At 73.9% G+C, this 14,038-nt stretch carries 9 protein-coding genes; 7 read left to right on the forward strand and 2 right to left on the reverse strand.

Translation table 11 applies throughout. From position 1 onward, the window contains the following. Positions 1-56 precede the first annotated feature (56 nt). The 6 genes from lexA to KB893_RS01785 all read left to right on the forward strand — a co-directional run bounded on the left by lexA (position 57) and on the right by KB893_RS01785 (position 9,704). Positions 57-719 (forward strand): transcriptional repressor LexA, encoded by a 663-nt coding sequence (lexA, locus tag KB893_RS01760; RefSeq protein ID WP_211925956.1) that lies wholly within the window; start codon positions 57-59, stop codon positions 717-719. A gap of 322 nt (positions 720-1,041) precedes the next feature. Continuing rightward, positions 1,042-1,665 (forward strand): translesion DNA synthesis-associated protein ImuA, encoded by a 624-nt coding sequence (gene imuA, locus KB893_RS01765; RefSeq protein ID WP_211925955.1) that lies wholly within the window; start codon positions 1,042-1,044, stop codon positions 1,663-1,665. A 7-nt stretch (positions 1,666-1,672) separates the two neighbouring features. Next, a complete protein-coding gene (locus KB893_RS01770; RefSeq protein WP_211925954.1) occupies positions 1,673-3,334 on the forward strand; it encodes a Y-family DNA polymerase in 1,662 nt (553 codons plus the stop codon). 611 nt (positions 3,335-3,945) lie between these two features. Then, complete coding sequence (locus KB893_RS01775) at positions 3,946-7,458, forward strand: error-prone DNA polymerase (protein ID WP_211925953.1); 3,513 nt, start codon at positions 3,946-3,948, stop codon at positions 7,456-7,458. 662 nt (positions 7,459-8,120) lie between these two features. Next, positions 8,121-8,771 (forward strand): OmpA family protein, encoded by a 651-nt coding sequence (locus KB893_RS18655; RefSeq protein WP_211925952.1) that lies wholly within the window; start codon positions 8,121-8,123, stop codon positions 8,769-8,771. A 9-nt stretch (positions 8,772-8,780) separates the two neighbouring features. Further along, positions 8,781-9,704: an oxygenase MpaB family protein gene (locus KB893_RS01785; protein ID WP_213173345.1), complete on the forward strand. Its 924-nt coding sequence runs from the start codon at positions 8,781-8,783 to the stop codon at positions 9,702-9,704. Between the two features lie 10 nt (positions 9,705-9,714). Here KB893_RS01785 and KB893_RS01790 read toward each other — a convergent pair whose 3' ends face one another. Continuing rightward, positions 9,715-10,305, reverse strand: coding sequence for a YrbL family protein (locus KB893_RS01790; protein ID WP_213173346.1), 591 nt, complete (start codon positions 10,303-10,305; stop codon positions 9,715-9,717). 82 nt (positions 10,306-10,387) lie between these two features. After that, positions 10,388-13,042 (reverse strand): DNA gyrase subunit A, encoded by a 2,655-nt coding sequence (gene gyrA, locus KB893_RS01795; RefSeq protein ID WP_213173347.1) that lies wholly within the window; start codon positions 13,040-13,042, stop codon positions 10,388-10,390. 195 nt (positions 13,043-13,237) lie between these two features. Between gyrA and KB893_RS01800 the strand changes: the two genes are divergently transcribed. After that, complete coding sequence (locus KB893_RS01800; RefSeq protein ID WP_211927722.1) at positions 13,238-14,038, forward strand: enoyl-CoA hydratase-related protein; 801 nt, start codon at positions 13,238-13,240, stop codon at positions 14,036-14,038.

The following is a 14,038-nucleotide window of genomic DNA, read 5'->3' on the forward strand; positions in this document are numbered from 1 at the left end:
AGCGGGAGCGACCGGCTCCACACCGCGGCCACCCGAATGGTGTAAAAATGGACACCATGGACACCCCCACCGACCGCCAGCAGGCCATCCTCGACCACCTCGCCGCCTGCCTCGCCGCGGATGGGCGCCCGCCCACCCTGGCGGAGCTGGCGCGGGCCTTCGGCATCCTTCCCAATGCCGCGCGCAAGCACCTGCAGGCGCTGGAGGCCAAGGGCTGGATCGAGCTCGCCGCCGGCAAGGCGCGGGGGATCCGGCTGCTGGGCGGCAGGGCGCCCTCGCCGTCGTCCAGCGGGGCGAGCGCGGCGCGCGCACCGCGGCTGCGTGCCCTGCCCGGCGGCCTGAGCCTGCCCCTGGTCGGCCGCGTCGCCGCCGGCAGTCCGATCCTCTCCGAAGGCAACATCGAGGCGCACTTCGGCCTCGATCCCGCGCTGTTCCGGCCGCGCCCGCACTTCCTGCTGCGGGTCGAGGGCCAGAGCATGACCGGCGCCGGCATCCTCGACGGCGACCTCATCGCCGTGCACCGCACCCCGGTGGCCGACAGCGGCCGCATCGTGGTGGCCCGCGTCGAGGGCGAAATCACCGTCAAGCGCCTGGACGCCAGCCCGGCGCGGATCCGGCTGCTGTCGGAGAACCCCGCCTTCGCCCCCATCGAGATCGGCCGCGACGTCTCGGACTTTGCGATCGAGGGCCTGTATGTCGGTGCCATCCGCCGCACCTGAGGCCGTCATGCGCATTCCCGCCTTCCCCCGCCCCTTCGCCGGAGCGGCCCCAGCTGCGATCTGTGGGAGGGGCTTCAGCCCCGACGGGCGTCCCGGCCGGGGTGCACCCGTCGCGGCCGGAGCCGCGCCTGCAGGGGCGCGAGCCACATCCGGAGAGCCCCCCCGGGCGCGACAGACTTCCGCCGGAGCGGCCTCGGCCGCGGTCGGCTCGGCCCGCTCCGGGCAGGCGTCGGGGCTGAAGCCCCTCCCACAGGGGAGGCTCGCGGCCGGAGCCGCGCCTGCGCGGGACCAGGCCGCGCCTGCGACCGGGGGCGCCTGAGCCATGGGTGCCGTCGTCTCCCTCTCCGCTGCGCTCGGCGACGGCCGGCTGTACCGTGCCGGCAGGCCGCTGGCGCGGACCACCGAGGCGGTGGCCAGCGGGCTGGACGTGCTCGACGCCGCCCTGCCCTGGGGCGGTTTCCCGCGCGCGGCGCTGACCGAGCTGCTGCTGCCGGCCGACGGCATCGGCGAACTCGGCCTGCTGCTGCCGGCCCTGCGCAGGATCGCCCGCCGCGAGCGCATCGCCTTCGTCGCGCCGCCGTGGATCCCCTATGCCCCGGCGCTGGCCGAGGCCGGCCTGCCGCTGGAGCGCCTGACCTGGGTCGACGCGCCGCCGCCGCGCGCGGCCTGGGCCAGCGAGCAATGCCTGCGCGCCGGCTGCTTCGGCGCGGTCCTGGGCTGGGTCGGCAGCGGCGACGACCGCGTCATGCGCCGCCTGCAGGTCGCCGCCACCGACGGCAGCGCGCTCGGCATCGCCCTGCGCCCGCTGCGGCATGCGCGCAACCCGAGTCCGGCCGCCCTGCGCCTGGCACTGGCGGCGCAGGGCGACGGGCTGGAGATCCGCGTGCTCAAGTGCCGCGGCGCCGTGGCCCCCAGCCAGCCGCTGCACGCGGCGCGTGCGCATTGAGCCGGCGATGCTCTGGGCCTGTCTCCATCTCCCCGCGCTGGCGGTCGAGGCGGTCTTCGCCGACCGCGACGACCACGCGCCGCGCGCGGTCCACGACCCGGCGCACCGGCACCGCCGCCTGGTCGGGACCGATCCGGCGGCGCAGGCGCTCGGCATCCATCCCGGCCTGACCAGCGCCACCGCCCGCGCGCTCGCCGCCGACCTCGCCGTCCGCCCGCGCGATCCCGCCGCCGAGCGCGCCTGCCTGACCACGGCCGCGGCGATGGCCTACGCCTTCAGCGGCCAGGTCGCCATCGCCCTGCCGGACGCGGTGCTGCTCGAGGTCGGCGCCAGCCTGCGCCTGTTCGGCGGCTGGACGGCGATCGACGCCGGCCTGCGCGAGGGGCTGTCGCGGCTCGGGCATGCGCACCGGATCGCGGTGGCGCCGACGCCGGCCGCCGCGCACGCCTTCGCCAGCCTGGAGGACGGCCGCCATCTCGGCGACCGCAGAGCGCTCGCGGCGGCCCTGCGCACGCTGCCGCTGGAGGCCGCCGGCCTGCCCGTCGAGGCCACCGCCCTGCTCGCCCGCGCCGGCCTGCGCCGGCTGGGCGAGGTGCTGGCGCTGCCGCGCGCCGACCTGCTGCGCCGAGTCGGCAAGCCGGTCGGCCTGCACCTGGACCGCCTGTGCGGACGCGCCGAGGACATCCGCACGCTGTACCGCCCGCCGGACCGCTTCGAGCGCGGGATGGAGTTCGAATACGGCATCGCCGACAGCGGCGCGCTGCTGTTCCCGCTCAGGCGGCTGGTCGACGCGCTCGCTGCGTTCCTGTCGGCCCGCGACGGCGGGGTGTCGCGCTTCGTGCTGCGGTTCGTGCACGAGGGCGCGCCGCGGACCGAGCTCGCCGTCGGCCTGCGCAAGCCCATGCGCGCCTCCCAGGCGCTGTTCGACGCCGCCCGCGGCCGGCTCGAGCGCCATGCCCTGGCCGCGCCCGCGCACGGGCTGCAGCTGGTCGCCGAGCACCTGCCGCCGTTCATGCCCGAACTGCGCGACCTGTTCGAGGCCGGCAGCCGCGGCGCGCTCGACCACGACGCCCTGGTCGAGCACCTGCGCGCACGCCTCGGCGACGACAGCGTGCGCAGCCTGGCGGTGGCCGCCGACCACCGCCCGGAACGCGCCTGGCGGGTGCTGGAGCCAGGCGAGACCACCCGCAGGCCGGCTGCGCCGTCGCGTCGGCGCAGGCCCGCGCGCGCCCTGCCGACGGAAGCGCACGACACACCGGCCGCGCTGCAGCGTGCATCGGAACCGGCATCCGCCACAGCAGCGGATGCGCGAACGGAGCCGGCATCGCCCTCGCCGCCGCGACGCCACCACGAGGCAACCAGTCTCCACCTGCTCCCGCCGGCGCGCCCCCACGGCTTCCTGCCCCACCCGGCCAACGATGCCCACGGGGCGCGCGTCCACTCCGCGCCGGTCGCGCGCCGGCCGCTGTGGCTGCTGCCCGAGCCGGTCCCGCTGCGCGCCCGCATCGTGCGCCTCGTCGGCGGCAGCGAACGCATCGAGAGCGGCTGGTGGGACGACGCCGACGCCCGCCGCGACTACGTCGCCGCCGACCTCGACACCGGCCAGCGCGCCTGGCTCTACCGCGAGGCCGGCGGCGAGGGCTGGATGCTGCATGGGTGGTTCGCATGAGCGGGTCGTGGCTGTTCGCCCGCTCCTGCGAGGCATGGCACAGGCGGCCCGCGCCCGATCCACTGTTGGATCGACGGCAGCCGCAACGGCTTCCGAAGCGCTGCGGGCTCCGGGTCACTTCTTCTTTGCTTGCCCAAAAAAGAAGTAACCAAGAAGAAAGGGCACCCCGGGCGGCCCGCCCTCCGGTGCTCCGCACCTGCGGGTGCGCGGGCGCCTTCCGGGCGTCCCTGCCCGCGCCCGCTGCGCGGCTGATCCTCCAGGCGTCCGCCGTGCCTCACGGGGACCGGGAACGGCAACGGCAACAGCAACCGCAACGGCCGGTGACCTGTGCCGGGGCCGGCGCGGTGCGGCAGCGGGGCCTGCACGAGCGATCGCAGGCGACTCGAAGCGTCCGCCTCGATTCGGTCACGTGGCACCGTGCGGGCTTGGTCACCGATTCCCCCGGTGCGGTCGCGGCTGAAGCCGCTCCTACAGGGGATGGCCAAGCGCCTCACCGGGAACCGCAACAGCAACCGCAACGGCCGGTGACCTGTGCCGGGGCCGGCGCGGTGCGGCAGCGGGGCCTGCACGAGCGATCGCAGGCGACCGGAAGCGCCCGCCTCGAACCGGGCATGCCGCGTCGCCAGGACCACGTCACGCGACACCCCGCTGCGCTCGCGGCTGAAGCCGCTCCTGCAGGCGACGACCGGGCGCCTGCGGGGGCCGGATCGCAGGGCGGCGGCACGGTCACCCCGCTGCGCCGGGTGGAGGCGGGCCGGCCGGGCGAGCCGGTCGGTGCGGCCGGGGAGCCGCCGCGCGTGCCGCGGCGCGCCGCCGCCTATGCCGAGCTCCACTGCCTGTCGAACTTCAGCTTCCAGCGCGGCGCATCCACCGCCAGGGAGCTGTTCCACACCGCGAAGGCGCAGGGCTATGCGGCGCTGGCGATCACCGACGAGTGCTCGGTCGCCGGCATGGTGCGGGCGCTGGAGGCGAGCGAGGAAAGCGGGCTCAAGCTCATCGTCGGCAGCGAGTTCGCCCTGGTCGATGGCCCCAGGCTGGTGCTGCTGTGCGCGGACCGCGCCGGCTACGCGAACCTGTGCCGGCTGATCACCACCGCGCGCCGCAATGCCGGCAAGGGCGACTACCGGCTGACCCGCGCCGATCTCGACGCGCAGCCGCTGGACGGCCTGCTGGCGCTGTGGCTGCCGCCGCGCGCCGCGGACGCCCCCGTGGGAACGGCTTCGGCCGCGACCTGCGCCACATCCGGAGGCGACGATCCGGTCGCGGCTGCAAGCGTTCCTCCGGAGGCCCATGGCCGCGGAGCCGTGCGGCCGCCAGGTCCCGATTCCCGATCCCCGTCCCACCGGCACCGCGCCACCGTACCCATCGCGGCCGAGGCCGTGCCTGCGGAGTTCGCGGCCCAGCGCGAGGAGCTGGCCTGGCTGGCGGCCCGCTTCCCCGGGCGCGCCTGGATCGCGCTCGAGCTCCACCGCAGCGCCGGCGACGACGCCCACCTGGCCCGCCTGCACGACCTGGCGCAGGTCTCCGGCCTGCCGCTGGTCGCCGCCGGCGACGTGCACATGCACCGCCGCAGCCGGCGCCGGCTGCAGGACGTGATGACCGCGATCCGCCTGCGCCGGCCCGTCGCCGACTGCGGGCACGCGCTGTTTCCCAACGGCGAGCGCCACCTGCGCCGGATCGCCGAGCTGGCCGCGCTGTACCCGGACGCTGCCCTGCGCGAGACGCTCGCGGTCGCCGCGCGCTGCACGTTCTCGCCGCGCCAGCTCACCTACGACTATCCGCAGGAGCTGGTGCCGCCGGGCCGGACCCCCACCGGGCACCTGCGCATGCTGACCGAGGAAGGCGCCGTCCGGCGCTGGCCGCAGGGCGTGCCGCCAGCGGCGCGCGAGAAGATCGAGAAGGAGCTCGCGCTGATCGCCGAGTGCGGGTTCGAGGCCTTCTTCCTCACCGTCGAGGACATCGTCCGCTGGGCGCGCGGGCGCGGCATCCTCTGCCAGGGCCGCGGGTCGGCGGCCAACTCCATCGTCTGCTACTGCCTGGGGGTGACCTCGGTTGGCCCCGACCGCATCGAGATGCTGTTCGAGCGCTTCGTGTCCAAGGCGCGCAAGGAGCCGCCGGACATCGACGTCGACTTCGAGCACGAGCGCCGCGAGGAGGTCATCCAGTACGTCTTCGCCAAGTACGGGCGCCAGCGCGCGGCGCTCGCGGCGACGGTGATCAGCTACCGCGCCAAGAGCGCGGCGCGCGACGTGGCGCGCGCGCTGGGTTTCGGCGAGGACGGCATCGACCGCCTCGCCCACGCCTTCTCCTGGGCGCACGGCGAGGTCGCCCTGCACCTGCGCCTGCGCGAGGCCGGCTTCGATCCGGACGCGCGCGAGATGCGCCTGCTGGTGGCCCTGGTGGCGGAGCTGATGGGCCAGCCGCGGCATCTGTCGCAGCACGTCGGCGGCTTCGTCATCTCCGGCGAACCGCTGTGGAACCTGGTGCCGGTCGAGAACGCCTCGATGCCCGACCGCACCGTGATCCAGTGGGACAAGGACGACCTCGAGGAGCTCGGCCTGCTCAAGGTCGACTGCCTCGCGCTCGGCATGCTGACCTGCCTGCGCAAGGGCTTCGAGCTGATCGCGAGGCACCACGGCGACACGCTCACCCTCGCCGGCATCCCCGAGGGCGACGCGCCGACCTACGCGATGATCCAGCGCGCCGAGACGCTGGGCACCTTCCAGATCGAGTCGCGCGCGCAGATGGGCATGCTGCCGCGGCTGAAGCCCGCCAGGTACTACGACCTGGTGATCCAGGTGGCGATCGTGCGCCCGGGTCCGATCCAGGGCGACATGGTGCATCCCTACCTGCGCCGCCGCAGCGGCGAGGAGGCCATCGTCTACCCGAAGCCGGAGATCCAGGCCGTACTGCAGAAGACGCTCGGCGTGCCGCTGTTCCAGGAACAGGTGATGCAGCTGCTGATCGTGGCGGCGAAGTTCGACCCCGGCGAGGCCGACCGGCTGCGCCGGGCGATGGCGGCATGGAAACGCCGCGGCGGCCTCGACGACTGGGAGCCGATGGTGATCGAGCGCATGACCGGCAACGGCTACAGCCTCGAGTACGCGCAGCAGGTGTTCCAGCAGATCCGCGGCTTCGGCAGCTACGGCTTCCCCGAGGCGCATGCGGCGAGCTTCGCCCTGCTCGCCTACGTGAGCTGCTGGCTGAAGTGCCACGCCCCGGCGGCCTACGCCTGCGGTCTGCTGAACGCGCAGCCGATGGGCTTCTATGCGCCGGCGCAGATCGTCGCGGAGCTGCGCGGCAACGGCGTGCAGGTGCGCCCGCCGGACGTCGCCGCGAGCGACTGGGATTCCACGCTGGAGCTGCTGCCGCAGGCGCAGTCGGGCCTCGGCCGCGACGCGCGGCGATACCACGGCGCGCATGCGCTGCGGCTCGGTCTGCGGCTGATCTCGGGCCTGGACGAGGCCAGCGCCGCGCGCATCGTCGCCGCGCGCGCGGAGCGGCCGTTCCGCGACGTGTCCGACCTGGTCGCCCGCGCCCGCCTCGACGCCCATGCGCGCAACCGCCTGGCCGACGCCGGTGCGCTGCGTGCGCTGGCCGGGCATCGCCATCGCGCGCAGTGGGAGATCGCCGGCAGCGCCTCGCGTCGCGACCTGCTGCTGGACGTGCCGACCGCGGAAGGCGCGCTCGCCCTGCGCCCGCCGACGGTGGCGGAGGACACCCACGCCGACTACGCGACCCTCGGCCTCACCCTCGGCACCCATCCGCTGAAACTGGTGCGCCGCCCGCTCGCCGGGCGCCGCGTGCAGCGCAGCGACCGCCTGCCGCGCCTGCGCAGCGGCAGCCGCGTGCGCTGCGCCGGGCTGGTGATCCTGCGCCAGCGCCCCGACACCGCCAGCGGCATCACCTTTCTGACGCTCGAGGACGAGGCCGGCGTGGTCAACGTCATCGTCCGCCGCAGCGTCGCCGAGCGGCAGCGCGCGGAACTGCTAGGCGCGGTCCTGCTCGCGGTCGACGGCCGCGTCGACCACCGCGAGGGCGTGAGCCACCTGATCGCCGAGCGCCTGCACGACTACGGCGACCTGCTGCCGGGCATCGGGCCGGTGTCGCGGGATTTTCATTAGTGGGTGGGGAATCGGGAAGCGGGAAGCGGGAATCGGGACCTGGGGCTTTGGCTTTGGCTTTGGCTTTGGCTTTGGCTTTGGCTTTGGCTTTGGCTTTGGCTTTGGCTTTGGCTCGGGACTCGGGACTCGGGACTCGGGACTCGGGACTCGGGGCTTGGGGCTTGGGGCTTGGGCGCGGGCTTCTGTGGGAGCGGCTTCAGCCGCGACCGGGCCTGCCGCCAGATCCGACGCCATGTCGGGGCTGAAGCCCCTCCCACATGGGATGCCTGCAGCCGCGAGGTCTGCATTCCCGACTCCCGCTCCACCATCACCGCAACGCCCGTCCCCATTGCGGCTGAAGCCGCTACTACGCAGGGTCATGGCCGCGGGCGATGACGCGGGCTTCTGTAGGAGTGGCTTCAGCCGCGACTGGGCCTGCCGCCAGATTCCGACGCCACGTCGGGGCTGAAGCCCCTCCCACATGGGATACCTGCAACCGCGAGGTCTGCATTCCCGACTCCCGCTCCACCATCACCGCAACGCCCGTCCCCATTGCGGCTGAAGCGCTCCTACGGAGGTCCACGGCCGCGGGATCGTGCGACCGCCTCACCGCCCCCGCCGATTAACCGCGCACTGACGGCCGCGCTGCTACATGTGCGCGCGAGCCTCCCCGGGGATCCACCGTGTCCAACGCCGCGCCCGTCCTGTTCTGCCTCGTCCTGTGCCTGGCGCTCGCCGCCTGCCGCGATCCCGAGACCGGCGGCCCGCCGACCACCGACGAGCCCGCCGCGCCGGTCAGCAGCCCGGGCATCCGCCCGGTCGATGCCGACGACGCCGTCGGCCCGGCCGGCGCGGACGACGAGCCGCGGGCGACTGCGCCCGCACCGCGACCACGCGCGCCCGGTTCGAACGCTGCGACGCAGGCCGCCCTGGCAGAGGCGTCGCCGCAGACCCTGGTCGAGCGCCTCGGCGGCCGCATCGACGATCGCGCCATCCGCGTCGACCTGCCCTCCGAAGTGCTGTTCGAGTTCGACCGGGCCGAACTGACGCTGACCGCGCAGCAGGATCTCGAGACCCTCGCGGCCCTGATCCGCGCCACCGACGGTCCGGTGTCGATCCACGGCGACACCGACACCGGCGCCAGCACGGCCTACCGGCAGGCGCTGTCCGAGCGCCGCGCCCTGGCCGTGCGCGACTGGCTGACCGGCCGTGGCGTCCCGGCCGGACGCCTGCGCGCGCAGGGCTTCGACGGCGACGGCCCGCCGGTCACCGGCGAACCGGATGCGCAGGACGGCCCGCGCGACCGCATCGCCGTGGTGATCGGCCGCGACTGAGCCCGCCGCATGCCTCCGTCCGCGGCCCGCCTGCATCCCACCGCCCTGCTCCACGCCGGCATCCGCCGCCTCGTGGTCGGCGTGGTCTCGGACTCGCGTACCACCGGGATCGACTACGCCGCGCCGGTGGGCGACCCGGGCCTGTTCGGTCCCGACAGCGCGACCTGGCGCATCCATGCCGACTTCCCGGCGATGATGGCCGGCGGCCTGTGCGCGCTGATGCTGCAGACCCTGCATCCGCGTGCGCTGGCCGGGGTCTGGGACCATTCCGACTTCCGCCACGACCTGCTCGGCCGCCTGCGCCGGACCACGATCTTCGTCGGCGGCACCAGCTTCGCGCCGACCGCCGCGGCCGATGCGCTGATCGCGCGCGTGCGCGGCATCCACACCCATATCGGCGGCGTCACCGCCGACGGCACGCCCTACCGGGCCGACGATCCGGACCTGCTCACCTGGGTGCACTGCACCGAGATGTGGAGCTTCCTGCAGGGCTACCGCCGCTACGTGAAGCCGGTGCCGGCCGCGATCCAGGACCGCTACTGGGACGAGACCGCGTGCATCGCCGAGGCGCTGGGCGCGCGCGGGGTGCCGCGCTCGCGTGCCGCGGTCGAACTCTATTTCCGGCGGGTGCGGCCGGAACTGCGCTACGACGCGCGCTCGGCGACGGTGCTGGGCGTGCTCGACCGGGCCGAACTGCCGGTGCCGATGGGCAGTGCGATCCGGCCGGTGTTCCTCGGTGCCGGCGCGGCGCTGCTGCCGGACTGGGCCTGCGCCCTGCTCGGCCGCTCGCGTGTGCAGCGCGTGGGCGATGCGGTCGCCGCACGCAGCCTCGCGCTCGCCGCACCGGCGGTGCGCGGCGCGCTGGCCGAAGGCGTGGCGGCACGGAGCTGCCGGCGCATGGGCCTGTCGCCGGCGATCCTGCGGCACTGGTGAACGCTGCCGCTCAGCCCGGCTGCAGCGCCTCGCGGATGCGCCGGCGCAGGCGCGCGAAGCGGCGGCGCACCTTGCGCGCGCGCAGCGGGGCGATCCAGTGCGACAGCGGCAGCGCCTCCTTGCGCTGGACCAGGCTCTTGACGTCGACGCAGACCAGCTCGACGCCACCGGAGGCGTCCTCGCGCGGCACCAGGTTCATCAGGTTGACGTCGAACAGCGGCAGCCGGTTGCGCAGGACCACCGCCTGCAGGCGCTCGGCGGCCGCGCACAGCGTATCCGCGTCGTAGCGGCGCGCGGCCAGGCAGGTCTGCAGGTCCACGGCATCGCGTCCGTCGGCATGGCGCACGCGCGCGCACTGCAGCGCCTTGCCATGGGGCGTGCGCAGCGGTCCGCGACAGCGCGCGAACCATGGCCAGTCGTGGTCCGCCAGGCGCGTGGCCAGCCACGCGTGCGCGGCGAGTTCCACCGCGTTGTGCCCGCCGGACCGGGGATCGCCGCCGTTCTCGAACTTGAGGCAGGCCTCCGGATCGTCCGGGTCCGCCACCACCAGCCGGTTGAGCCCGCGCGCGAGCACGCGATAGCCGTTCCAGGTGTCGCTCATCGCGGTGCCGGACCGCCGCAACGCACGACGCCGCCGGATCGGTCCGGCGGCGTCGTCGAGGCCAGGCGCAGGTCGCTCGGCATCACTCCGCCGGCGTGTCGTCCTGTTCCTTCTCGGCCACCGCGTCGGCGGCGACGTCGGCCGGGCCGGCGCCCGCCTCGTTGGCGTGCTCGACCACGGTCGCCTCGTCCTCGCCGTTCTCCTCGTCGGCCAGCGCGTAGACCGCGGCCACGCCCTGCAGGCTCTCGTCCTCGCCGAGGCGGATCAGGGTCACGCCCTGCGCGTTGCGGCCCACGTGCGAGACCTCGGAGGCGCGCGTGCGCACCAGGGTGCCGCGGTCGGAGATCAGCAGGATCTCGTGCGACTCGGTGAGCTGGATCGCGCCGACCAGCTGACCGTTGCGGGCATTGGTCTGGATCGCGATCACGCCCTGGGTGCCGCGGCCCTTGCGCGGGTACTCCGACTCGGAGGTGCGCTTGCCGAAGCCGTTCTCGGTGGCGGTGAGGATGTCGCCGTCGCCCTCGAGCACGACCATGCTGCGCACGGTCTCGCCGGGCACGAGCTTCATGCCGCGCACGCCGGTGGCGGTGCGGCCCATCGAGCGCACGCTGTCCTCGGCGAAGCGCACCGCCTTGCCGTTGGAGGCGAACAGCATGATGTCGCGCGCGCCGTCGGTGAGGCGGGCGTCGACCAGGGCGTCGTCCGCATCGAGGTTGATCGCGATCTTGCCGCGCTGCAGCTGGAAGGCGTACTCGGTCAGCGGGGTCTTCTTGACCGTGCCGTTGCGGGTGGCGAAGAACACGTAGCAGTCGTCGCGGTACTCGCGCACCGGCAGCACGGCCTGGACCTGCTCGCCCTCGGCCAGCGGGATCCAGTTGACGATCGGCCGGCCGCGCGCGTTCGGCCCGGCCTCCGGGATCTGGTAGACCTTGAGCCAGAACACCCGCCCGGCGCTGGTGAAGGTCAGCAGGGTGTCGTGGGTGTTGACCAGCCACAGCCGGTCGATGAAGTCCTCGTCCTTGGTCGAGGCCGCCGCGCGACCGCGGCCGCCGCGCTTCTGCGCGCGGTAGGCGCTGACCGGCTGGCGCTTGGCGTAGCCGGCGTGCGACAGCGTGACCACCACGTCCTCGGGCGCGATGAGGTCGAGCATGTCGAGATCCTCCTCGGCGGGGCGGATCTCGGTGCGGCGGGCGTCGCCGTACTCCTCCTTCAGGTTCTCGAGCTCCTCGCGGATGACCTGGAGCAGGCGGTCGGGATTCTCCAGGATCTCGATCAGGCCGCGGATGGTCTCCAGCAGCTGGCGGTATTCGTCGGTGAGCTTCTCCTGCTCCAGCCCGGTCAGGCGGTGCAGGCGCATCTCCAGGATTTCCTTGGCCTGGATCTCGGTGAGCTGGTAGCCGCCCTCGAGCAGGCCGACGCCGGCGGGCAGGTCCTCGGGCTTGGAGGCGTCCGCGCCGGCGGCGTCGAGCAGGCTGCGCACCATGCCCGGCTCCCAGCGCCTGGCCAGCATGCGCTCGCGCGCCTCCTGCGGGTTCGCCGAGGTCCTGATCAGCTCGATCATCTCGTCGATGTTGGCGAGCGCGACGGTCAGGCCTTCGAGGATGTGGGCGCGGGCACGCGCCTTGCGCAGCTCGAAGATGGTGCGGCGGGTCACCACCTCGCGGCGGTGACGGATGAAGGCGTCGAGGATCTGCTTGAGGTTCAGCAGCTGCGGGCGGCCGTCGACCAGCGCCACCATGTTGATGCCGAACACCGACTCCATCTGGGTCTGCGCGTAGAGGTTGTTGAGCACGACCTCGGCGGACTCGCCGCGCTTGACCTCGATGTAGATGCGCATGCCGTCCTTGTCGGACTCGTCGCGCAGCTCGGAGATGCCCTCGATCCGCTTCTCCTTGACCAGCTCGGCGATCTTCTCGATCAGCCGCGCCTTGTTGACCTGGTACGGGATCTCGGTGACGACGATCGCCTCGCGGCCGGACCTGTCGTCGACCTCGATGTCGGCGCGCGCACGCATGCGCACCCGGCCGCGGCCGGTCTGGTAGGCCAGGTGCACGCCCGAGGTGCCGTTGATGATGCCGGCGGTCGGGAAATCCGGGCCCGGGATGTACTGGATCAGGTCGTCGATCGACAGCTCGGGGTCGTTGATCAGCGCGAGCGTGGCGTTGATGACCTCGGAGAGGTTGTGCGGCGGGATGTTGGTCGCCATGCCGACGGCGATGCCGGCGGAGCCGTTGATCAGCAGGTTCGGCGCCCGCGCCGGCAGGACCGACGGCTCGAGCTCCTTCTCGTCGTAGTTCGGCTGGAAGTCGACGGTTTCCTTGTCGATGTCGGCCAGCAGCTCGTGGGTGAGCTTGGCCATGCGCGCCTCGGTGTAGCGCATCGCCGCGGCGGAGTCGCCGTCGACCGAGCCGAAGTTGCCCTGCCCGTCGACCAGCATGTAGCGCAGCGAGAACGGCTGCGCCATGCGCACCAGCGTGTCGTAGACCGAGGCGTCGCCGTGCGGGTGGTACTTACCGATGACGTCACCGACGATGCGCGCCGACTTGTAGTACGGCTTGTTGCTGTGCGCGCCGAGTTCGTTCATGGCGTAGAGCACGCGCCGGTGCACCGGCTTGAGACCGTCCCGCACGTCGGGGAGCGCGCGGCCCACGATCACGCTCATGGCGTAATCGAGATAGCTGCGGCGCATCTCGTCCTCGATGTTGACCGGGATGATTTCCTTCGCGTGCTCGACCATCAGGAATCCGTTGTTGCGCAGGCACTTGCCTGCTCCCCTGGCGGGTGGAAGGCGCAGCCCGCGGCGGAGCCCCGGGGTGCGCGTGCAAAGCGCGTGATTCTAGCACGCGCGGCGCTGCCCAGACCCCGCCGGCGGCGCCGCGGAGCGCAACGCCGCTACCATCGCGGGCCCGTGTCAGAACCCCGAGGCCGACGCATGACCGAGACCCCCGACACCGCCTCCGGCATCCGGCTCGCGCTCGATGCCGGCGTGGCCCGCATCACCCTCGCGCGGCCGGCGCTGCACAACGCCTTCGACGACGCCCTGATCGCCGCGCTCGACCAGGCGCTGGCGCGCCTGGAGCGCGACCCGGCGGTGCGCGCCGTGGTGCTGGCCGGCGACGGCGCGTCCTTCTCCGCCGGCGCCGACCTCAACTGGATGCGGCGCATGGCCGCGGCCTCCGAGGCCGACAATCGCGCCGATGCCGCGGCGCTGGCCGCGCTCATGCGCCGCCTCGACGCGTTCCCGAAGCCGACCATCGCCCGCGTGCACGGCGCGGCCTTCGGCGGCGGGGTCGGCCTGGTTGCCTGCTGCGACATCGCCGTCGGCGTGCCGGACGCCAGGTTCGGCCTGACCGAAACCCGCCTCGGCCTGGTGCCGGCGGCGATCTCGCCGTTCGTGATCGCCGCGATCGGGGGCCGCCAGGCGCGGCGCTGGTTCCAGACCGCCGAGGTCTTCGACGCCGCCGAGGCGCTGCGGATCGGCCTGCTGCACCAGGTGGTCGAGGCCGATGCGCTGGACGCGGCGGTGGACCGCCAGTGCGCGCTGCTGGCCAAGGCCGGGCCGATCGCCGTCGCCGAGGCCAAGCGCCTGGCGCGCGAGGTGGCGCTGGACCTCGACGCCGCGGACCTCGACGCGCGCAACGCCGCGCTGATCGCCCGCCTGCGCGTCTCGCCCGAGGGCCAGGAGGGCCTGGGCGCCTTCCTCGACAAGCGCGCCGCGGCCTGGACCGTCTGA

Source organism: Coralloluteibacterium stylophorae, from assembly GCF_018122625.2.
GTDB classification, from domain to species: Bacteria; Pseudomonadota; Gammaproteobacteria; order Xanthomonadales; family Xanthomonadaceae; genus Coralloluteibacterium; species Coralloluteibacterium stylophorae.